At 70.6% G+C, this 21879-nt stretch carries 17 protein-coding genes; 12 read left to right on the forward strand and 5 right to left on the reverse strand.

Going from position 1 to position 21879, the window contains the following annotated elements:
- Window positions 1-197: 197 nt before the first annotated feature.
- On the reverse strand, window positions 198-665 hold the full coding sequence (locus Ani05nite_RS16390; RefSeq protein ID WP_203769240.1) for a DUF5318 domain-containing protein: 468 nt from the start codon (window positions 663-665) through the stop codon (window positions 198-200).
- Between the two features lie 164 nt (window positions 666-829).
- Between Ani05nite_RS16390 and Ani05nite_RS16395 the strand changes: the two genes are divergently transcribed.
- Window positions 830-1465, forward strand: a complete 636-nt coding sequence (locus Ani05nite_RS16395; protein WP_203769242.1) for a PadR family transcriptional regulator — start codon at window positions 830-832, stop codon at window positions 1463-1465.
- Window positions 1466-1482: 17 nt separating this feature from the next.
- Window positions 1483-2562, forward strand: a complete 1080-nt coding sequence (locus tag Ani05nite_RS16400) for an inositol-3-phosphate synthase (protein ID WP_203769260.1) — start codon at window positions 1483-1485, stop codon at window positions 2560-2562.
- Between the two features lie 183 nt (window positions 2563-2745).
- Here Ani05nite_RS16400 and Ani05nite_RS16405 read toward each other — a convergent pair whose 3' ends face one another.
- A complete protein-coding gene (locus tag Ani05nite_RS16405; protein WP_275410561.1) occupies window positions 2746-3204 on the reverse strand; it encodes a methylated-DNA--[protein]-cysteine S-methyltransferase in 459 nt (152 codons plus the stop codon).
- A gap of 30 nt (window positions 3205-3234) precedes the next feature.
- The gene (locus tag Ani05nite_RS16410) at window positions 3235-4665 is read right to left on the reverse strand and encodes a CCA tRNA nucleotidyltransferase (RefSeq protein ID WP_203769244.1); all 1431 of its coding nucleotides are present in this window, start codon (window positions 4663-4665) and stop codon (window positions 3235-3237) included.
- 93 nt (window positions 4666-4758) lie between these two features.
- On the opposite strand from Ani05nite_RS16410, the gene Ani05nite_RS16415 reads away from it, so the two are divergent.
- The 8 genes from Ani05nite_RS16415 (at window position 4759) to Ani05nite_RS16450 (ending at window position 13704) form a co-directional block, all read left to right on the forward strand.
- Entirely contained in the window at window positions 4759-5658 is a 900-nt protein-coding gene (locus Ani05nite_RS16415; protein ID WP_203769245.1) for a hypothetical protein, read from the forward strand.
- A 51-nt stretch (window positions 5659-5709) separates the two neighbouring features.
- Window positions 5710-7473 (forward strand): murein biosynthesis integral membrane protein MurJ, encoded by a 1764-nt coding sequence (gene murJ, locus Ani05nite_RS16420; protein WP_203769246.1) that lies wholly within the window; start codon window positions 5710-5712, stop codon window positions 7471-7473.
- A gap of 177 nt (window positions 7474-7650) precedes the next feature.
- Window positions 7651-9195 (forward strand): protein kinase family protein, encoded by a 1545-nt coding sequence (locus Ani05nite_RS16425; RefSeq protein ID WP_239130061.1) that lies wholly within the window; start codon window positions 7651-7653, stop codon window positions 9193-9195.
- A 45-nt stretch (window positions 9196-9240) separates the two neighbouring features.
- Window positions 9241-9990 carry an RNA polymerase sigma factor SigM gene (gene sigM / locus Ani05nite_RS16430; protein WP_239130063.1) on the forward strand — a complete coding sequence of 250 codons (750 nt, stop codon included), beginning with the start codon at window positions 9241-9243 and terminating at the stop codon, window positions 9988-9990.
- A complete protein-coding gene (locus tag Ani05nite_RS16435) occupies window positions 9987-10973 on the forward strand; it encodes an RsmA family anti-sigma factor (RefSeq protein WP_203769248.1) in 987 nt (328 codons plus the stop codon). The genes sigM and Ani05nite_RS16435 overlap by 4 nt, the downstream gene beginning before the upstream one ends.
- 145 nt (window positions 10974-11118) lie before the next feature.
- Complete coding sequence (gene trxB, locus Ani05nite_RS16440) at window positions 11119-12078, forward strand: thioredoxin-disulfide reductase (protein ID WP_203769249.1); 960 nt, start codon at window positions 11119-11121, stop codon at window positions 12076-12078.
- A gap of 16 nt (window positions 12079-12094) precedes the next feature.
- Window positions 12095-12418 (forward strand): thioredoxin, encoded by a 324-nt coding sequence (gene trxA / locus Ani05nite_RS16445; protein ID WP_203769250.1) that lies wholly within the window; start codon window positions 12095-12097, stop codon window positions 12416-12418.
- 134 nt (window positions 12419-12552) lie between these two features.
- Window positions 12553-13704 carry an N-acetylmuramoyl-L-alanine amidase gene (locus tag Ani05nite_RS16450; protein ID WP_203769252.1) on the forward strand — a complete coding sequence of 384 codons (1152 nt, stop codon included), beginning with the start codon at window positions 12553-12555 and terminating at the stop codon, window positions 13702-13704.
- A gap of 2 nt (window positions 13705-13706) precedes the next feature.
- Here the strand turns inward: Ani05nite_RS16450 and Ani05nite_RS16455 are convergent, their stop codons facing one another.
- Window positions 13707-14372: a GNAT family N-acetyltransferase gene (locus tag Ani05nite_RS16455; RefSeq protein WP_203769254.1), complete on the reverse strand. Its 666-nt coding sequence runs from the start codon at window positions 14370-14372 to the stop codon at window positions 13707-13709.
- A 198-nt stretch (window positions 14373-14570) separates the two neighbouring features.
- Between Ani05nite_RS16455 and Ani05nite_RS16460 the strand changes: the two genes are divergently transcribed.
- Window positions 14571-15872, forward strand: a complete 1302-nt coding sequence (locus Ani05nite_RS16460; protein WP_203769255.1) for an aminotransferase-like domain-containing protein — start codon at window positions 14571-14573, stop codon at window positions 15870-15872.
- A gap of 8 nt (window positions 15873-15880) precedes the next feature.
- The gene (locus Ani05nite_RS16465) at window positions 15881-16828 is read left to right on the forward strand and encodes a D-alanine--D-alanine ligase family protein (RefSeq protein WP_377881482.1); all 948 of its coding nucleotides are present in this window, start codon (window positions 15881-15883) and stop codon (window positions 16826-16828) included.
- 1404 nt (window positions 16829-18232) lie between these two features.
- On the opposite strand, the gene Ani05nite_RS41085 is transcribed toward Ani05nite_RS16465, so the two are convergent.
- A complete protein-coding gene (locus tag Ani05nite_RS41085) occupies window positions 18233-19228 on the reverse strand; it encodes a hypothetical protein (RefSeq protein ID WP_239130069.1) in 996 nt (331 codons plus the stop codon).
- Window positions 19229-21879: the final 2651 nt, after the last annotated feature.

Below are 21879 nucleotides of genomic sequence, written 5' to 3' on the forward strand. Positions count from 1 at the left end.
GAGTTCATTCGGTCACACCTACCGGTCGCGGTGGCGCGCCAGAGAAGCCCTGGAGGGGCTGCGGAGGCACTGCCACGGGCGGACGATTCTGGGCTGCGGGTCCGCAGCCGCCCTGTCGGATGTCAAGAATGACCGACTGCGGCGCTGGATGCCCGTATCGGTCGGGATCGTGTCCACGTTAGCGACGTGGAGACCGCTCACTGTCGGCCCTCCCGTCGATGTGACGACGACCCTGTCTCGCGGTGGCGGCCCGAGGCGGACGCGGCAACAGCCCCGTCCTGGTCCAGTTCGTCGGTGTTCAGCGCGTCCCGGCCGAGCAGGTACTGCTCGATCAGATGGTTCCACGCGCAGGACTGGCACACCTCGACCACGAAAACCTGGAACTCACTCAGCGTCATCGCCAGGACGGGCAGTTCCGCCAGCTTGCGGGCCTGTCCGGCGGACTGCTTGAGTTCATCGCCGTAGATGTAATGCACCAGGGTGAGGTTGTCGCGGCGGCAGACCGGACAGCGGTCGTCGGTCGGCTCGCCGTGGAACCTAGCTGCGTTTTTCAGGTACGGCGAGGCGTCGCAGACCTCAAGGGTCCCCACCTTGCCGTTGTGCACGTCACGCAGCAGCGCCCGCTTCTGAAGCGAGTAGTCGACCACCTGCCGCTGCGTGCGCATGGCGAAGAGAGTACGCGGTTCCCACCCGTACGGCGACAGCCATCACACAGCGTGGCGTGGCGACTGCACAACCATGACGCCGCTTGCGATCGGCGGCAACCCGATCTACGGTGGCGATGTATCGGGCCGATACATCGTGCGGCACAGCGGAGGGGGTGGGCGTCATGTTGGAACTCGCGATCCTCGGGCTGCTCCAGGAATCCCCGATGCACGGCTACGAGCTGCGCAAGGAGCTCGCCACCAAGCTCGGCACGATCCGCGCGGCGATCAGCTACGGCACGCTCTACCCCACGCTGAAGCGGTTGCAGACCGCCGGCTGGATCGGCGAGGCCGAGTCCGCCGACAGCGAGATCATTCCCCCGCTCACCAGCAAGCGCGGCCGGGTTGTCTACAAAATCACGGCCGAGGGCAAGGAACGGTTCGCCGAACTGCTCGCCCAGGCGGGCCCCGAGACGTACGACGACGCCGGGTTCGGCGTGCACTTCGCCTTCTTCTCCCGGACCGACCGGGCGACGCGGCTGCGGATCCTCGAGGGCCGCCGCCGCCGGATCGAGGAACGCCGGGAAGGACTGCGTGAGGTGCTCGCCCGCGCGTCCGACCGCCTCGACGCCTACACCCTCGAACTGCAGCGCCACGGACTGGACGCCTGCGAGCGCGAAGTCCGCTGGCTGGAGGAGCTCATCACCAACGAGCGCTCCGGCAAATCGCCGGCAACAGCGACAAACCTCAAAACAGGCACGTCCCCAGCCGGGGAGACACCCCTCGAACACCCGGGTCCGCATCAGGACCGGCCGCAATGAACAAGGAGGCAAACGCGATGGGCTCCGTCCGCGTCGCCATCGTCGGTGTGGGTAACTGCGCCTCGTCCCTCGTGCAGGGCGTGGAGTACTACCGCGAAGCCGACCCCAACGACCGCGTCCCGGGTCTCATGCACGTGACCTTCGGCGACTACCACGTGTCCGACGTGAAGTTCGTCGCGGCGTTCGATGTGGACGCCAAGAAGGTCGGCATGGACCTGGCCGAGGCGATCGTCGCCAGCGAGAACAACACGATCACGCTGACCGACGTCGCGCCGACCGGCGTGACGGTCCAGCGTGGACCGACCTTCGACGGTCTGGGCACGTACTACCGCGAGATGGTCGAGGAGTCGTCGGCCGAGCCGGTCGACATCGCCCAGGCGCTGCGCGACGCCGAGGTCGACGTCGTCGTCTCCTACCTCCCGGTGGGTTCCGAGGAGGCCGACAAGTTCTACGCGCAGGCCGCGATCGACGCCGGTTGCGCGTTCGTCAACGCCCTGCCGGTCTTCATCGCCTCGGACCCGGCGTGGGCGCAGAAGTTCACCGACGCCGGCCTGCCGATCGTCGGCGACGACATCAAGAGCCAGGTCGGCGCCACGATCGTGCACCGCGCGCTGGCCAAGCTGTTCGAGGACCGCGGGGTCGAGCTGCTGCGCACGTACCAGCTCAACTTCGGCGGCAACATGGACTTCATGAACATGCTGGAGCGCAAGCGCCTGGTGTCCAAGAAGATCTCCAAGACCCAGTCGGTGACCTCCCAGATCCCGCACGAGATGGTCAAGAGCGACGTGCACATCGGCCCGTCGGACCACGTGCCGTGGCTCGACGACCGCAAGTGGGCCTACATCCGGCTCGAGGGCCGCAGCTTCGGCGACACCCCGCTGAACGCGGAGCTCAAGCTCGAGGTGTGGGACTCGCCGAACTCGGCCGGCGTCATCATCGACGCGGTCCGCGCGGCGAAGATCGCCAAGGACCGCGGCATCGGTGGCCCGATCCTGTCCGCGAGCTCCTACTTCATGAAGTCCCCGCCGGTGCAGTACAACGACCACGACGCGAAGAACGCGGTCGAGGCGTTCATCAAGGGCGAGATCGAGCGCTGATCCGCTTCGGAAAAGGGTCGGGCCCCGGTCCGGCCCTTTTCCGGTACGCGGCGGATCGCCCCCGACCGCAGCACCGGAGCCGGAGTCCCCGCAGCTTTCCGACTCCGTGCCCGGTCGAGGCCGAGGAACCGGCCGCCGGGCTGGAGGTCTCGCCAGCCCGCAAGGTGCAGGCCCGCGAGTCCGTCAGCCCCAGGCCCGTTCCCAGCTGAACCGGGCTTCCAGCTCGAGCAGCCGGCGTTTCCGGGGCAGGCCGCCGCCGAAGCCGGTCAACTTGCCGCCCGCCCCCACCACCCGGTGACACGGCACGATGACCGGCACCGGGTTGTGGTTGCACGCCGTCCCCACCGCCCGGGCCGCCCCTGGGTCACCCAGAGCCTTGGCGATGGCCCCGTAGGTCACCATCTCGCCGTACGGGATGGCGGCGATCTGCTCCCACACCGCGCGCTCGAAAGCGGAACCGCCGCGCAGGTCGAAGGGCACGGTGAAGTCGGTGAGCGTGCCGGCGAAGTAGGCCGCCAGCTCCGCGGCCGCCGGATGCCGGTCGGACGAGCCGTGGGAGGCGCCGAAGCGCACGCCGATCACGGTGTCGCCGTCGAGCACGACGCCGAGCGGTCCGATCGGGGACTCCACCAGCAACTGCACGGACCCATCCTGCCTCAGGGGTACGACAGGTCAGGAGACGTGACCGTGCTCCCGGGCCCAGCGCAGCAGCTCCGCCTCGGCCTCGTCGCGGTCCAGCGGCCCGCGGTCCAGGCGCAGCTCCTTGAGGAACCGCCAGGCCTGGCCGACCACCGGGCCCGGCCGCACGCCCAGCAGCTCCATGATCGCGTTGCCGTCCAGGTCGGGGCGGACCCGGGCCAGGTCCTCCTCGGCGGCGATCCGGGCGATCCGCTCCTCGAGCGCGTCGTAGTCGGCGGCCAGCGCCGCCGCCTTGCGCTTGTTGCGGGTCGTGCAGTCGGAACGGGTGAGCTTGTGCAGGCGGGGGAGCAGCTCGCCGGCGTCGGTGACGTACCGCCGCACCGCCGAGTCGGTCCACTCGCCGCGGCCGTAGCCGTAGAAGCGCAGGTGCAGGGCGACCAGCTCGACCACCTCGGACGTCACGTCCTTGGGGTACCTCATGGCCTTCATCCGCTGCTTGGTGAGCCGGGCCCCGACCACCTCGTGGTGGTGGAAGCTGACCCGCCCGTCGCGGCCGACCGCCTTGGTGGCCGGCTTGCCGACGTCGTGCATCAGCGCCGCCATCCGCAGCACGAAGTCCGGGCCGGCGTCGCCCTCGAGCCGGATCGCGTTGGCCACCACGATCAGCGTGTGCTCGTAGACGTCCTTGTGCTGGGCGTGCTCGTCGATCTCCAGCTTGAGCCCGGAGAGCTCCGGCAGGAACCGGTCGGCCAGTCCGGTGTCGACCAGCATGCGCAGCCCGGCGATCGGGTCCAGCCCGCAGAGCAGCTTGGTGAACTCGTCGCGGATCCGCTCGGCCGTGATCCGGTCCAGGTCGGCGGCCATCTCCGTCATCGCGGCCAGCACCGCGCCGTCCACCGCGAACCGCAGCTTGGCGGCGAACCGGGCGGCACGCAGCATCCGAAGTGGATCATCGTTGAACGACGAGGCGGGGGAGTCGGGCGTCCGGATCACCCCGGCGGCCAGGTCCTCGAGTCCCCCGTACGGGTCGGTGAAGACGTGCCCCGGCAGGCTGACCGCCATCGCGTTGATCGTGAAGTCGCGCCGGCGCAGGTCGTCGAGCAGGTTGTCGCCGTACCTCACCACCGGGTTGCGGGTCACCCCGTCGTACGCCTCGGCCCGGAACGTGGTGATCTCGAGCCGCAGGCCGTCCTTCTGCACGCCGATCGTGCCGAACTCGCGGCCGGTCTCCCAGATCGCGTCCGCCCAGCCCTTGACCAGGGCGAGCGTCTGCTCCGGCCGGGCGTCGGTGCAGAAGTCGAGGTCGTCACCCAGCCGGCCGAGCAGCGCGTCCCGCACCGACCCGCCGACCAGGTGCAACTCATGGCCGGCGGCGCCGAAACGGCGCCCCAGCTCATCGGCGACGGGGGAGACCCGCAGCAACTCCGCGACGGCGTTGCGCTGGGCCCGGCTCAACTCAGACATGGGACGACCAGGGTAGCGTCCGCCGGTCCGCGCGCCGGTGGTGGGCACGGCGGGCGGGACGCCCCGTGGCGGCGCCGCGGCGCAACGGGCAGGATGGGCGTCGTGCCCGTTTCCGAGGCGCTGCGTCGCCTGAGCGAGGATCCGCGGTTCTGGTCCCAGCTGTTCGTGCACGACGGCGCGTTCCCCGATCCCGACCCCGCCGAGCTGCGGGTCGCCCTGCCGGTCACCGGCGGCTACGGCCTCGTGCTCGACCTGGACCTGCCGACCGGCGAGCAGCGGCTGGGCCTGCGCGAGCCGGCCAGCACCGAGCCGGTGCAGCTGGGCTGGGCCGCGCCCGGCCGGCCGTACCCGGCCGCGCTGCGCTGGCACGAGCTGGAGCTGTGCGCCCGGGTGATCGCCCTGGAGGATCCCACCCTGCCGCATCCGGGCCTGGTCGTGGCGCTGCTGTCGCCGTTCGCGCCGCTCACCGCCGACGACGACGAGAGCGCGGCCGCGGCGGTGCGCGCGGCCGCGTACAGGTCGCTGCGCCGCGAGGTGCCGCCGGCCGTGCCCGCCGGTCCGGAGCAGGCCCCGCTGCCGCTGTTCGCGGCCGAATCCTGGTGGCCGCAGCCGCCGGCGCCCTCACCCCGGGTGATCGACGAGACCGCCGTCGCGGCCTACACCGCCCCCGCCCCGGCGCGGCTCGAGGTCCGCGGCGGCTCCCGCTTCCCGCGCGAAGGGCTGGCCGAGCTGGTACGGCAGGCCGCCGAGCGGCTGTCCCGGCTGCCGGGGGAGCAGTGGTACGCCCGGGTCCGGCCGCTGGCCCGGCACATCGCGGACACCGGTGACCTGCGGCCGGTCGGTGACCTGCTCGGCGAGCTCACCGAGGCGGGCTGCGACCACCCGACGGTGCTGGACGCGCTCAGCGAGCCGCTGGTGCCCCTGGAGGCCTGTTGGATGGTGGAGACGCTGGCCGGCGCGCTGCCCGGCACCCTGCTGCGCCGTCACGTCTGAGGCGCGGCCTGGCTAGGGTGACGGTGTGTCAGTACCCCTGGGGAGGTCTTGGTGAACGGCGGCCTGTACCGCAGCGCGCACGCCGCGAGCGACGGTGATCCCCAGTCGTCCGACGGGGCGATCCTGATCTCGATCGACGACCCGGGCACCACCGCGGCCGGCGACCAGGCGTTGCCGCCGGAGGACGTGCCGCCCACCGGCGGCGGCGACGGCGGCAGCACGGCCGGCAACAGCGCGATCATGGCGGTCGGCAGCCTGGTCAGCCGGATCATCGGCTTCGTCCGCAACATGCTGATCGGCATGACGCTGGGCGCCGGCATCGGCGACGCGTACACCAGCGCGCAGTTCCTGCCCGGGCAGATCTACGAGCTGCTGCTCGGCGGCATCCTGTCCAGCGTGCTGATCCCGCTGCTGGTGCGGCGGCGCAAGGCCGACCCGGACGGCGGGCTGCTGTTCACCCAGCGCCTGCTGACCTTCGCGGTGGTGACGCTGGGTGCGGCCACCGCGCTGGTGGTGGCGGCCGCCCCCTGGATCACCGCGATCCAGTCGAGCGACAACACCAGCAAGCAGTACGGCGAGCTGGTCACCGCGTTCGCGTACCTGATCCTGCCGATCATCTTCTTCACCGGCCTGTCCGCGATGATCAGCGCGGTGCTCAACGTGCGCGGGCACTTCGCTGCGCCGATGTGGGCGCCCATCCTCAACAACCTCGTCGTCATCGCCACCTGTGGCGTCTTCATCGTGGTGTTCGGCACCGCGCGCGGCTTCCGCCCCGAGGACATGACGCCCGGGCGGGTGGCGCTGATCGCCGGCGGCACGCTGCTGGGCATGGTGGCCCAGGCCGCCGGCCTGCTGCCCGCGCTGCGCAAGGTCGGTTTCGCCTGGAAGTGGCGGTGGTCGCCGCGCGCGCTGGGCCTGGGCGAGGTGGGCCGGCTGGCCGGCTGGATGCTCTGTTACGTGGCCGCCAACCAGCTCGCGGTCTTCGTGGTGGTGCGCGTCCTCAACGGCGTGTCCGGCAAGAACAACGCCAGCGTGCTGGCCTTCAACAACGTCTACCTGCTGACGATGATGGCGCACGGCATCATCGGCGTCTCGGTGATGACCGCGCTGCTGCCGAAGATGAGCGCCGCCGCCGCCGAGGGCCGGTACGCCGACGTCAGCGCCGACCTGACCCGCGGCATCCGGCTGACCACCACCGCCCTGGCCCCGATCGCCGTCGCGTACGGCGTCCTCGGCGTGCCTATCGCCGTCACGCTCTTCCAGGGTGGCGCCTTCACCTACGAGGACGCGTTCGCCACCGGCACGGTGCTCGTGGTGGCGGCGTTCGCGGTGATCCCGCTGTCGGTCAGCTACCTGTGCACCTATGCCTTCTACGCGCTGCAGGGCAACAAGACGGTGGCGCTGATCAACATCCCGGTCGTCCTGCTGCGGATCGCCGGCTACTTCGTGCTGGCCGAGATGCTCTCCGAGTCGCTCGCGGCGGCCGGCATGACCGCCGCCAACGCGCTGTCGTACCTGCTCTCCGCGGTGATCTCGCTGGCCGTGCTGCGCCGCCGGATCGGCCGGCTCAACCTCGGCTCGGTGGCCGCCGGCCTGCTGAAGGTGCTCGTGGCGGCGGCGGTGGCGGCCGGCGCCGGACTGCTCGTCGTGCACCTGCTCCCCGGCGGTGACACGCCCGGGCGATTGACAGCGGCTCTCCAGGTCCTCGCGGGCGGCGCGGTGATCATGGTGGTGTACCTGGCGACAGCGGCGCTGCTGCGGGTACGGGAGATCAGCCAGGTCGTCGGCATGGTGCGCCGCAAACTCGGGCGCTGATCGGTGTGGAAAACCTGTGGATAAATCTCTGAACAGGTAGTTTCTATCCACCGAGCGGCGGAAACAGCCCTGGCGGGCGGGCCCCGGCGGGCGCGGCGGCGGGGGATGACGTGTGGGTCATTGGCCCGGTGCGGGTAAGGTCGTGCTCGACACGTGCGGACCCACCGAGGAGGACTGGTGACCCAGGTCGGCGAAGGCCACGAGACCGCGGCCGATGAGGCCGGGCCGGTCATGACCTTCGGTGCACCCACCGTCGGTGAGATCCTGGCCGAGCGGTACCAGCTCGAGGAACACGTCAACAACGACAGCGCGGGCCGGCAGGTCTGGCGCGGCATCGACGTGATCCTCCGGCGCCCGGTGGCTGTCGTGCTGCGCTATCCCGGCGGCGACTCCGCCACCGAGATGCTGCAGGCGGCGGTCGACGCGAGCCGCGTCATCCACCCCAACCTGGTCGGCGTCTACGACGCGATCGACGAGGGCGCCCGGGCCTACGTGGTCCGGGAGTGGGTCGACGGCGAGGCGCTGCGCGAGCTGATCGCGCAGGAGGGCCCGCTGGACCCGGTGCGCGCCACGGCGATCGCGCACTCCATCGCCGATGCGCTCGTCGCCGTGCACGCCACCGGCATGGTCCACGGCAACGTGCACCCCGGCACCACCCTGATCGGCGACGACGGCCGGATCGTGCTCGCCGACGCGCGCGCCGACTCCGCCGACAGCACCGAGTCGGACGTGCGCTCGGTCGGTGGCATCCTCTACTTCTCGCTGACCGGCCGCTGGCCGCACGCCGAGCTCAGGAGCTCGGCGCTGCCCGACGCGATGCGTGACAGCAGCGGCGCGGTCATCCCGCCCCGGCAGATCCGCGCCGGCGTCCCGGCGTACCTCGACGACCTGACCATGGACCTGCTCGACAAGCGGGTGGCGGCGCCGGCGGCCGACGCGCTCACCGCCGAGCTGGCCCGGCTGAACTCCGCCGACGACGAGTACGACGACGTCGGCCCGCTGCGCTTCACCCAGGGCACCTCGGCGGAGCCGGTCCGCAGCACCCGCAAGATCGTCATCGGGATCGGCGCCCTGGTCGTCATCGCCGTGATCGGGCTCGTCTTCGGCATCCAGGCGATCAGCAAGTCCGGTGACGACTCGCCGGCCAAGACCACCCAGGCCAACACCGCGCCGCAGGATCCCGCCGGCGCCGGTACGGGCACCGGCGACACCGGCGACGGCACTCCCGCCGCCGCGCCCAAGAAGCTCACCCTGACGCCGGACATGGTGCGCATCGTCGACCCGCCGCAGGGTGACCGCACCGACGAGGGCGAGGCCGCCTACACCGTCGACGACGACAAGGACACGGTCTGGAAGACCTCGGGCTTCCGGCAGGCGAAGTTCTACAACAAGCCGGGCATGGGCCTGCTGATCAACCTGGGCACCCCGCGCACCGTCAGCGACATCCGCGTCGAGGCCTCGGCCCCGGGCATCGCGATGGACATCCGGACCGGCACCAAGGACCCGGGCAACACCTCCGCCGGCGACGAAGAGATCGTCAAGACCTACCAGAAGCTCGGCGACAGCGACACGGCCAAGACGGCCGGCACCAACTCCGCGTTCTCCGTGTTCGACGAGAACGCCAAGTACCAGTACCTCCTGATCTTCATCACCGAGCTGCCCCAGGACGAGGACGGCCGGTACCGCGCGGAGATCAGCAAGGTCGAGGTCTACGGCAACTGACCGCGCGGCCCCACCCGGTCGCTCCCCTCGGCTAGATTGCTGGGCGTGACTTCCGGCGACGCGCAGCACCGCACGTCCGCCCCGGACAACCCCGGGCGGACGGACGCCGAGCTGCTGCGCGCGCACGTCGACGGCGACCCGCAGGCGTTCAACTACCTGGTACGCCGGCACCGGGACCGGCTCTGGGCCGTGGCGCTGCGCACGATCGGCGACCGCGAGGAGGCCGCCGACGCGGTGCAGGACGCGCTGCTGTCGGCGCACCGCGGCGCGGCCCGCTTCCGTGGCGACTCCGCCGTCACCACCTGGCTGCACCGCATCGTGGTGAACGCCTGCCTGGACCGGATCCGCCGGCGCCAGGCCCACCCCACGGTGCCGCTGCCGGACGGCACGCGCTCCGACGACCGGCCCGGCGGTCCGGAGCCGGCCGCCCCGGTCCAGGACCACGACACCGCGCTGGTGGTCCGCGCGGCGCTGGCGGCGCTGCCGGCCGAGCAGCGGGCCGCCCTGGTGCTGGTGGACGTGCAGGGTTATCCGGTGCTCGAGGCGGCGGAGATCCTCGGGGTGGCCGAGGGCACGATCAAGAGCCGGTGCGCGCGCGGCCGGGCCCGCATGGCGACGGCGCTCGGCCACCTGCGTACGGGCTCGGACACCACTGTGGCCGGCGGCGCGGGGAGAGACGGCGGTCACGCCGGGAACCGGGCGGCTGCGGCACGCGTCCCATCAGGGTCGGCCGCGACGGCAGCGCACCCGTCCGTGCCGGACAGATCCGTGGCCGACAGGGGGGACCAGCAGTGAGCGGGGCAGAGTTCAGCGGGGTCGACATCGACCTGCTGGCCGACTATGTCGGCGGCGCGCTGGACGGCACCCCCGACGAGGCCACCGTCGCCGCTCTGATCGCCGACGACCCCGCCTGGCGCGACGCCCATGACCTGCTCTCCGGCGGTGTCACTGCCGTGACCGGTCACCTGCGGGCGCTGGGGGAGGCGGCCGAGCCGATGCCCGCGGACGTCATCGCCCGGCTCGACGCCGCGCTGCTCACCGCCGCCGATCACGGCGCGCACCCCGTCGAGGCGGCTGCCCCCGGCAGTAGCGTGCCTGATGACGTTCCGGGTGGTGTCACGGCCGGTCCGGGCGCCATGGAGCCGGGTAGTGATGGTGCTGCGCCTGATCGGCATCTGGTCGCCGTACCGTCCGGGTCTAGCGGAAGGCGCGCCCGGCGCCTGCGGTGGACCGCCCCGATCGGGATCGCCGCCGGAGTGCTGGCGTTCGCCGGTTTCGGCCTGCAGCAGCAGTTCGCCGGCGGGAGCAGCGAGGACACGGCCTCGTCGGCCGGCTCCGCCGCGGAGCCGCCGGCTGCCGCGCAGGAGCTCGCCCTGCCCAACGGCGCCGCCCAGATCCTGCAGAGCGGCACGGACTACCGGCGGGAGACCCTCGCGGCGCCCGGCAACAGCACGATGCTCGCCCCCGCGCCCGCCCAGGATCCGGAGTCACCGTCCCGCAAATTGGGCGGGGGAGCAGCGGCCGTCGAGCCCGACCCGGCGCTGGACCGGCTGCGCGAACAGGCGGCGTTGCGCGCCTGTATCGAGGCCATCGCGGCGCAGTACGGCGCCGGCGACATCACCGCTCAGACCATCGACCTCGCCCGGTACGACGGCGCCCCGGCCGTGATCGTGCGGTTCGTCGCCGCGGGCGACGCGACCTGGGTGTGGGCCTCCGGCCCGGCCTGCGGCACGCCCGGAGTCGGCGCGGACAAGCTCGCCGCGGTGCGGGTAGGCTGAGCCGATGTCATCCCGCCCGGCGTGAGGTGGGTTACCTATGCCCTCCGGCACATGCCGGGACGCGCGGGAATGCGCCCTCATACGATGACGTTCCAGCATGCGATGTCGCCGGGTGAACCGGCGGAACCAGACTGAGGAGTCGGCAGTGGACGAGGTCCGAAACCTGATCATCATCGGCTCGGGACCGTCCGGCTACACCGCGGCGCTCTACGCGGCCCGGGCGAACCTCAAGCCGCTCGTCATCGAGGGCGTGCAGTCCGGCGGCGCGCTGATGACCACCACCGAGGTCGAGAACTTCCCCGGGCACCCGGACGGGATCATGGGCCCAGAGCTCATGGACAACATGCGCAAGCAGGCCGAGAAGTTCGGCGCCGAGTTCATCACCGACGACGCCACCCGCGTCGAGCTGGGCGACAAGCCCACCGCGGCGGGCGCCGAGGGCCTGAAGACGGTCTGGGTGGGCGAGAAGCAGTATTTCGCCCGCGCCGTCATCCTCTCCACCGGCTCCGCGTGGCGTCCGCTGGGTGTGCCCGGCGAGCAGGAGCTGCTCGGCCACGGCGTGTCGTCCTGTGCCACCTGTGACGGCTTCTTCTTCCGCAACCAGCACATCATCGTGGTGGGTGGCGGCGACTCCGCGATGGAGGAGGCGACCTTCCTCACCCGCTTCGCCGAGACGGTGACGATCGTGCACCGGCGTGACTCGTTCCGCGCCAGCAAGGTGATGGCGCTGCGCGCGAGCTCGAACCCGAAGATCAAGGTCGAGTGGAACAGCGTCGTCGAGGAGATCCTCGGCGACGACGGCAAGGTGGCCGGCGCCCGGCTGCGCAACGTGCAGACCGGCGAGACCAAGGTGCTGGACGTGACCGGCGTCTTCGTCGCGATCGGCCACGACCCGCGCAGCGAGCTGTTCAAGGGTCAGGTCGAGATGGACGACGAGGGCTACGTCAAGGTCGACGCCCCCAGCACCCGCACCAACATCCCGGGCGTGTTCGCCGCCGGCGACCTCGTCGACCACACCTACCGCCAGGCCATCACGGCCGCCGGCACCGGTTGCGCCGCCGCGCTCGACGCGGAACGCTTCATCGCCTCGTTCGTAGAGCTGTAATTCAGGAGGGTTTTCCGTGGGAGCAACCAAGGCGGTCACCGACGCCACGTTCGTGGCCGACGTGCTGCAGTCCGACAAGCCGGTGCTGGTGGACTTCTGGGCCGAGTGGTGCGCGCCGTGCAAGAAGGTGGACCCGCTGCTGGCCGAGATCGCCACCGAGATGGGCGACCGGGTGCAGATCGTCAAGGTCAACATTGACGAGAACCCGGAGACCGCCCGCGCCTACCGGGTGATGTCGGTGCCGACGCTCACGATGTTCAAGGGCGGCGAGGCGGTCAACTCCGTCGCCGGCGCCAAGCCCAAGGGCGCCCTGGTGAACTTCATCGAGTCGGCTCTCTGAGCCGCTCCGCGACGCCCCGCATCCGATCGGATGCGGGGCGTTGTGCTTCGCCATGAGTGATTCCCGGCCCGCGCCGGGGGGTACGCTCCGTAAGTTGCCCTCTGCTCTTCCCCCCAGTCGTTAGGGAGCCGCGCGTGCGTTCGATCCGACGTGGAGACACCGGACCGGCCGTGGAGGAGATCCAGTCGATCCTGGTCGGCCTGGAGTTGCTGTCGGCGGCGGCCGACACCTTCGACGAGGCCACCGAGAACGCCGTACGCGCCTTCCAGCAGAGCCGCGGCATCGGCGTCGACGGTCTGGTCGGCCCCGAGACCTGGCAGGCCCTCGACGGCGCCCGCTGGAAGCTCGGCGCCCGCACCCTCTACCACTCGGTGCCCACGTCGCTGGTCGGGGAGGACGTCCGGGCGTTGCAGGAGCGGCTCCTGGAGATGGGCTTCGACAGCGGGCGCGCCGACGCCATCTACGGCCCGCGCACGGCCCGCGCGGTGGCCCAGTTCCAGCGCGAGGTCGGGCTGACCCCGGACGGGTCCTGCGGCCCGCAGACCATGAAGGCGCTGCGCCGCCTCGGCCGCAAGGTCGTCGGCGGCCGGCCGCAGTGGCTGCGCGAGGCCGAGGCGTTCCGGCAGTCCGGCTCCAGCCTGGTCGGCAAGACCATCGTCATCGACCCGGGCCACGGCGGCGCCGAGGACCCCGGCGTGATCGTGCCGGACGGCCCGCTGCGGTGGACCGAGGCCGACCTGGCCTTCGACTTCGCCAACCGGCTCGAGGGCCGGCTGCTCGCCGCCGGCATGCGCGTGCACCTGACCCGCGGCCCGTCCCCGGCCCGGCCGATGACCAGCCAGGAGCGGGCGTCACTGGCCAACAGCCTCGGCGCCGACCTGTTCATCTCGCTGCACCTGGACGGCCAGGAGTCGCCGGCCGCGGACGGCGTGGCCACGTACCACTACGGCACCGGCAGCGGCCTCACCTCCACGGTGGGGGAGCGGCTGGCCAACCTGGTGCAACGGGAGATCGTCGTACGGACCGGCATGCGCGACTGCCGGATCCACGCCAAGACCTGGGAGTTGCTGCGGCTGACCCGGATGCCGGCCGTCCGCGTCGACCTGGGCTACCTCACCTCGCCGGCCGACCGCGAGCGGCTGATCGACCCGGCCTTCCGCGAGCAGGTCGTCGAGGCGATCCTGGCCGCGGTGCAGCGGATGTACTTCCCCGTCGAGGCGGACGTGCCGACCGGCTCGATCGACGTGCGGCAGCTGCGCCTCGCCCTGGCCTCCCGCAACGCCTGACGCTAGTTGGGGGTCGAGCGGGTGGCGGCCGCGGGCCGCACCGGGCGCAGCAGCGTCTCCGGGCTCATCGAGCCGAGCAGCTTCTCCAGCGCGTACTCGACGTCGGACTTCCAGGACAGCGCCGTGCGCAGCTCCAGGCGCAGCCGCGGATAGCGCGGGTGCGGGCGGACCGTCTTGAAGCCGACCGACAGGAAGAAGTCGACCGGGGCGACGCAGCCCTCCTCGCCGTCGCCGGCCTCGCCGAACTTCGCGTCGCCGAACGCCTCGATCGCCTTGACCCCGCGCTTGGTGAGGTCCCGGGCGACGCCCTGCACGAGCATCCGGCCGATGCCGCCGCCCGCGAACGCGGCCACCACGTGCGCGGTCATCAACAGGGCCGCATCGGCCGAGACCGGCGACGTGGGGAACGCCATGGACCGCGGGACGTAGGCCGGCGGGGCGTACATGACGAAGCCGGCGGGCATCCCGTCGACGTACGCCAGCTTTCCGCAGCTCCCCCATTCGAGGAGGGTCTGCGACACCCAGGCTTCCTTCTCGAGGCCCGGATCACCCGAGGCGCAGGCCCGCTCGGCGGCGACCGGGTCGAGCTCCCAGTACACACACTGGCGGCAGGGCCGGGGCAGATCCTCGAGCGTGTCGAGAGTCAGGTTGACCAGGCGTCGCGACATGCGGGACCCCTTGAGAGTCGACAGTTTTCCGGACTCGAAGCACGGTCCTGTTCACGTGCCCGTCCGCGCCCCCGCACGGATACTACGCCGCAATGGCCTTGAACGGGAGCGTAACGGTCGTTAACCGCAGGCGACCCCGGGCGTCGGACCTTTAGCATGGGACGCCGATGTGACCAGCGATTTATCGAGGTGAGCCGCATGACCGGCACGACCCAGGACGACTACACGGATAGGTACGCGCGGCGGGTCCGCGGGATGACGACGTCGGAGATCCGCGCGCTGTTCGCCGTGGCCAGCCGCCCCGAGGTGGTGTCGCTGGCCGGCGGTTCGCCGTACATCGCGGCGCTGCCGCTGGACGCGGTCGGGGAGATGATGGGCCGGCTCGCGACCGAGCTCGGCACGACAAGCCTCCAGTACGGCATCGGCCAGGGCACGATGGAGCTGCGCGAGCGCATCTGCGAGGTCATGAGCCTGTCCGGCATCGACGCGGCCACCGGCGCGTCCCCGGACGACGTGGTGGTGACCGTCGGCGGCCAGCAGGGCCTGGACCTGGTGGCCCGGCTGTTCCTCGACCCGGGTGACGTGGTGCTCGCCGAGGGGCCGACGTACGTCGGCGCACTCGGCGTGTTCCAGGCCGCCCAGGCACAGGTGCGGCACGTGGCCATGGACGCGGACGGCCTGGTGCCCGCCGCGCTCGAGGAGGCAGTCGTCGCGGCGGCCGGGCGGGCGAAGTTCCTCTACACGATCCCGACGTACCAGAACCCGGCCGGCGTCACGCTGACCGACGCCCGGCGCGAGGAGGTCCTCGACATCTGCGAACGGCACGGGCTGCTGGTGGTGGAGGACGACCCGTACGGGATGCTCAGCTTCTCCGACGAGGCACCGCGACCGCTCCGGTCCCGCCGGCGCGAGGGCATCATCTACGTCAGCACGTTCTCCAAGACGTTCGCGCCCGGGCTGCGGGTGGGCTGGGTCCTCGCCCCCCATGCCGTACGGGAGAAGCTGGTGATGGCCAGCGAGGCGAACATCCTGTGCCCGAGCGCGTTCGCCCAGGGCGCGGTGACGCAGTACCTGTCGACCATGCCGTGGCGCGAGCAGATCAAGACGTACCGCGAGATCTACCGGGAGCGGCGCGACGCGCTGCTCGACGCCCTGCGTGACCTGATGCCGGCCGGCACGACCTGGACCAGGCCGGAGGGCGGCCTGTTCGTGTGGGCCACCCTGCCGGAGGGGTTGGACTCGAAGGCAATGATGCCCCGGGCGATCGCGGCCCGCGTCGCCTACGTGCCGGGCACCGGCTTCTACGCCGACGGCACCGGCCGGCAGAACCTGCGACTGAACTTCTCGTTCCCGCCGCCGGACCGCATCCGCGAGGGCGTGCGCCGGCTGGCCGGCGTGATGGAACAGGAACTGGCCATGCGCGCGGTCTTCGGACCGACACCACCGCCGCGCCGCCGCGGGCACGCCGGCGCGGACACTCCCGGCCCGGACTTGGCATGATCACTTCCATGACCCACGTCTTGGTGTTGGCCGGCGGCCTGTCCTACGAGCGCGACGTGTCCCTGCGTTCGGGTCGCCGAGCGCTGGACGCCCTCCGCGCGCTCGGCCTGTCCGCGGAACTGAGCGACGCGGACGTGGCCCTGCTGCCCACGCTGCGGGAGGACCCGCCGGACGCGGTGGTGATCGCGCTGCACGGTGCGACGGGCGAGGACGGTTCGTTGCGCGGGGTGCTGGACCTGTGCGGCATCCCGTACGTGGGCTGCGACGCCCGCGCGGCCAGGCTGGCCTGGGACAAGCCGACCGCGAAGGCGATGCTGCGCGAGGCCGGCATCCCGACTCCCGACTGGGTCGCGCTGCCGCACGACCGCTTCTCGGAACTGGGCGCGGTAGCGGTGCTCGACCGGATCGCGGAGCGGCTGGGCCTGCCGCTGATGGTGAAGCCGGCACAGGGCGGATCGGGCCTGGGAGCGGCGGTGGTGCGCGAGGCCGCGGCGCTGCCGGCGGCGATGGTGGGCTGCTTCGCGTACGACTCGACGGCGCTGGTGGAACGCTTCGTGCCCGGCACGGACGTGGCGGTGTCGGTGGTCGACCTGGGCAACGGCCCGGAGGCCCTCCCGCCGGTGGAGATCGTCCCCCGCGACGGGGTGTACGACTACGCGGCCCGGTACACGGCGGGCCTGACGACCTGGCACACGCCGGCCCGGCTGGCGCCCCCGGTGGCGACGGCGGTGGCCGATACGGCGCTGGCGGCACACCGGGCGCTGGGGATGCGCGACCTTTCGCGGGTGGATCTGATCGTCGACGGGGAGGGGAAGCCGCACGTGCTCGGGGTGAACGTATCGCCGGGGATGACGGAGACTTCGCTGCTGCCGTTGGCGGTGCAGGCGGCTGGGCTTGATCTTGGGAAGGTGCTGGCGGATCTTGTGGGGCGGGCGGTTGTTCGCGGGGGAGGGTGATTGGGGGCGGTCGTTCTTCGGGGTGGTTGTCCGTTGGATTGGGCGACCACCCCGTTTTTGTTGGGTGGTGGCCTGATCTTGTTTCTGTGGTGGTTGGGTGGAGGGTTCACTCCTTCCGCAGGGTCCGGCCGCTTCCACAGGCTCGGCGCCTTCCACAGGCTCGGCACCTTCCACAGCCCCGCCCATCCCACAGGCCCCCGCCCCTTCCACAGGCGGCCCTCGCGCGAGCGTGAGCTAGGGCTCGGTTCTGGTCGGGGTGATTCCGCTCCGCTCGACCTTGGCCTTGGCCTTGGTTTCGGTCGGGATGGGGCCTGGGCCCTGTTCGCTCGGGCGAGGGTTCGGCGACACATCTTCGCTTGCCCAGACTTTGGTCGGCCGCAGCGGCTCCGGTGGGAATGCATCACTGGCCTTTCCGCCTGCGCGTTGTGTGCCGTTGTCGGTTGCAGTCGTCTGTGGGGGTCGCGCAAAGGTGCGCCGCTCCGGGAGTTGATCGTGGCTCTTGCCCGGGGTGCCGACCGACCAACCGATTCGCGGTTCGGCTCCACTGATCAACCAACAGGACCCGTGACCGCGAGCAGGGAGCACGCTGTCCGTGGCCCAGCCGCCACGCGCTGACCCTTAGGTTCGCGGACTGTTGGGATGAGTTGCGTCCTGCTGGCTGCTACGCGGATGACCCCACCGCTGTGCTCGTCCACGGTGCCGACTTGATCGCGAGCCGCCTTAGTTCTCGACTTCAGCGCTTCACGGATGTCTCTCGCCGACCTTGTTGATTGGGGTGCGGCTGGGCTGTGGGCCTCCAGTCGCGAAGCGGGGGTGTGGAGTACCGCCCGCGCGAACGCGGATCAGGGCTGTGGACGGGCGGCCGCCCGAGGTCCGACCGTGGACTATCGCGGGCGGATTGGTCAGGGGTTGAGGATCGCTAGCTGCGCGCGGGGCGAGAGGTGGACTACCCCTCGCACTTAGCCCGGCTGTGGATTGCCTACCCCACGGAGCCCGGCTGTGGAATGCCTACCCCACGGAGCCCGGCTGTGGAATGCCCACCCCACCGAGCCCGGCTGGGGACTACCAGTCCCCGAACCCGACTGCGGACCACCAGGCCCATCCAGCCCCGCTGCGGACTATCAGCCCCGCGGAGCCCCGCTGTGGACTACCACCACCACCGAGTCCGGCTGCGGACTAGCAAACCCACAAAGCCACGCTGTGACTATCAATCGCACGTAGCGGTGCTGTGCGTCAACAACCCCCGTAGCCCGGCTGTGGATTACGACTGCGGGCGCCGGCTGTGGAGTACCGACAGCGGAGTCGGGCTGTGCAGTGCCAACCGCGCGGAACCGGCTGTGGAGTACCGACCGCGCGGTGCCCGCGTTTCGGCTGTGGGTTGGGCTGTGGACCTGCCGACTTTGGTCAGTTAGTCGGGGCGGCGGGGGTTGTGGATTGATTCGCGGTGGCTAGCCCTCCTCGCACTGGGCTCTCCGCACTCTCAGCCTCGACTTCAACTTCGTCCTCGCCCTTGCCTGGGGTCTTGTTGGCGGGCTTGGCGCTGTCCGGGCGGTACTGCTCGGGGATCGTCGGCGACACGGACGGGGCCGGGTGGGGCGCCGCCGTGGTGGGGTGGCCGGGGGAGTCCGAGGCAGCCGTTGCATGGGGGACCGGGGTGCTTGCGGTTGGGGGCGCTGTGCCCGTACCGGATGCGTCGCTGGGTGGCGTGTCCTCGGCCTTGGCCGTTTCCGGTGAGATCGCGCTTGGGTTTTCGGGGATGGGCGCGGGGGAGGGTTTCGGGTCTGGGGTCGCACTTCCGGCGTCGGGTGTCGGGGTGTTGTTCCGCGCGGGTTCGGCGGTGGCGGCATCGGTGGGGTTGGCGGTGCGGGTGGCGTAGGAGGAGAGGTTGCGGGTCTCCGCGTTGGCCGCGGTGATGTCGCTGGGCCGGAGCGGGTCGGCGGGGGAGCGGTCGGGCGTGGGGCCTGTGGATGAAGCCGGGGGTTCGGCGCCGGTTGCGGGGGTGGTGTCCGGGGCGCTCGGTGGTTCGCTGCCAAATGTGGACGGCGACTGCCAGTGGATGTGGGGAGGCTCGGCGATGGCGCGGCCGCCGAAACCCGCGAGCCACTCCGCGACGAGCGCCAGGTTTTCGCGCCACTGCTCTTCCGGGATGACCGGCAGCAGGTCGTCCCAGAGCGACAGGAACGTGCCGCGGAGCTGCAGCCGTCCGTAGGGTCGCGCCAGGAACCACATGTGCAGGTGCGCCGAACCGTCGCCCCAGCGGTTCACGTGCACGCGGGCGACGCTGTCGAGGGATCGGATCGCTCGCTCCAGGCGGACCGTCATCACCCCGAGCTCCGCGGCAAGCAGGTTGGGCAGGTCGCCGATGTCGAGGTGCGAGCGGCACTCGAGGATCAGGACCATGGGCAGCCCGGTGGGCCGGTCCATGCCGCGGACTCGCCAGCGCTCGCTGACCCAGATGTACGCGTCGTCGGGCGTGTTGCAGGCGACGCAGTCGGCGGCGTCTTCGCCACTGCGTGGGGGCTCCACCTCGACCGGCTCGGCGAGGTTCTTGACGCGCATGTCTCCCTCGAAGGGGAAGGAAGGCCAGCGCGTGAAGTCGGGGAGCGGCGGGGGATTGTGGGGCACGACGCTGACCCTAGCCCAGCTCAAGGGGCACTGTCCCGGGTCAATTTCCGGCGGACTCGCCGATGCTCCCTCACCCGTTCAGACAGTGCCCGGAAGGTCGACGATCGTCACCTTCGGTGGGGGAGGGGCCACGGCGAAAGTTATCCACAGAAGTTATCCACAGGCTGACCAGTTTCACGTGAAACACGACGTAGATGGTGCTCACCCCCTGTGGATACAGCGGTGGAGGACGTGTCATCCATCGGAGTTGTTTCACGTGAAACGGCCACGGGGAGCTTCTTCAACAGTCTCTACGCACAGCTTGTGGATAGTGCTGCGTGCCGATCTCGGGGGCGCGGTTGTAGGGACGATGGAGCCGCTGCCGAGGGTTCGTCGGAGGGCCGCAAGTTGGCTCCGGGTGGCTGCGGGTCGGCGACCGCTTCCATGTTGTTTCACGTGAAACCTGCGGTGGGCCGGCGGGCTGTTCGCCGTCTCTTCGGATGAGTCGGGCACGGGTGTTTGAGTGGTCGACGCGGTCCTGTCTGCGGCCTTCCTCTGTGACATCCGAGGTTCGTGGCCACTGCGGGCGAGCCAGTTTGTCAGAGCCCTCCGGACGCCGTCTGTGCGTTGGTCGAACTGCAGTCTCGATCGCTGGTGGGCCGGTGTCCTGAGACGAGCTCGAGTGGTCGGGGGCCAGCTTCTCCTGCCGAGCCGCTCCACTGGACCTCGTTGGCACTCGGAGCGGCTTCCGAAGCAACGACGTTTCTTGGCTGTGTTTGGGCGGCGGCCTTGACCGGCGGTGAGCCGAGCCAGGTAGATGAGTGGGTCGTCGTGCTCCCCTTGGGACTGTCAGATCGGGATCCAGGCGGTGCTGATCACGAGGGGGAACCGGCCGGCTCCTTCCCCTTGTCAGGGTGAGGCTTCCTGGTCAGCTGCAGGGCTACTTCGGGCTCCTTAGCTAGGACGAGGCTCGAGCTTGTCATCCGAGTTCGATCTGGAGATGTCTTTGCAATTCCGGACGAGGATCGGCGGCACACGTGGCCTCTGCGACGACTGGGTCAACGAGGCTCCAATTGGCGGGTCCGTAGCCCTGCTTCCCCTTCGTCGGGCCGCGGTTCAGCGCCCGCTCAACGGGACGACTGTTCCCGTTGAGGCTGGCATGACAGTTGGTCCAGGAGGTGTTCCTCGGGCAGCTGGGGGTCGTCAGGCGGCTGCTTGTCCGGAAGGAAGGCAGCGCATCTCTAAGGCCACCACAGCGGCTGCTTGCTTCGGCGCGTCTGCAGTCAGGTTGGCGCTGGGGAACAGACGTTCAAAGGGTGGCACTACCGCCCTAAGCGAGCGGCAGACACCAGCCCGCATCAGGTGAGGGTGCCGCAAGTCTGCAGTGCGGCTCCACCCAGCTGCCTGCCGATGTGAGCGGTACGTGGTTACCTACCTGCCCGCCGGAGCCGGCGCGCGGCGACCCGTTCGGAGCGATGTGCGATTCATGGTCAGCAGTGAGCGCGGCTTCGCGACACCCGATCGCGCTGGACTTGCGTGAAAGTGCCGGCTCCCCGGTAAATGTTCGCCCGGCTGCGAGAGAGAAGCCATCGGATCGACCGGGCGCGTCATTGACGCGACGTGACGGGCGCCGACCAACGTTCGGGTTCTGTGGCAAGGAGTGAGGGTGGGACGCTCGGGTCATGGCCGCGTTGGGTTCTGATCGAGGCGGGTCCCGGGCGGGGCTCGGCAAGTCGGGGACCGCAGTTCAGTCCATGGCGAGCGAGCTGAGGGACGAGGCGCGCTTGGCAGGTCTTCCGGCCAACGCCGCTTGTAATCTCCTGGTCGATCACCGTAGGCCCGGAATCGTCGAAGCCGGCCTCCTTAGTTGATCACGGTGGTCCTGAGACGACCCTCGTTCGGCTCGCTGAGAGCTGGGCGGCGGAGTCGCTGGGTCATCAGTTTGTGTGGCCGGGGACAGTCGTTCGTTTCACGTGAAACAGCCCCAGCTTCGTGTGGCCGCCGGGCGGAGGGGCGTAGTGAAGATGGCCGGAGGACTCGGGCTAAGAGCCTTGATCGAATGAATGCTTGCCGAGCCGGATGTCGTGGTGGCGTGGTCGACGCTCGGTTCCAATGATGCTGGCTCTGGTCCATCGAGCGGTCCACAGATCGGGTCTTTGTCAGCAGCCATCAAGCCGCTGATCGGCAGTCGGCTGCCGCGTCGGACTCGTTGGTCCCGGCCCTAACGAGGGTCACGAGCCCTCCGCTAGTTCAGGGTGAAAGGGCCTACCGCATAAGACTGCCTGGAGTGAATCAGGCCCAACTGTGCTGATAGCGATGTAGCGCTAAGGCCGGTGATGGTTCCACGTGAAACGGGCTTCGGGCTTCGGGCTCCGGGCTCCGGGCTCCGGGCTCCGGGCTCCGGGCTCCGGGCTCCGGGCTCCGGGCTCCGGGCTCCGGGCTCCGGG

The sequence above is a fragment of the Actinoplanes nipponensis genome (assembly GCF_016862275.1).
Lineage (GTDB): Bacteria > Actinomycetota > Actinomycetes > Mycobacteriales > Micromonosporaceae > Actinoplanes > Actinoplanes nipponensis.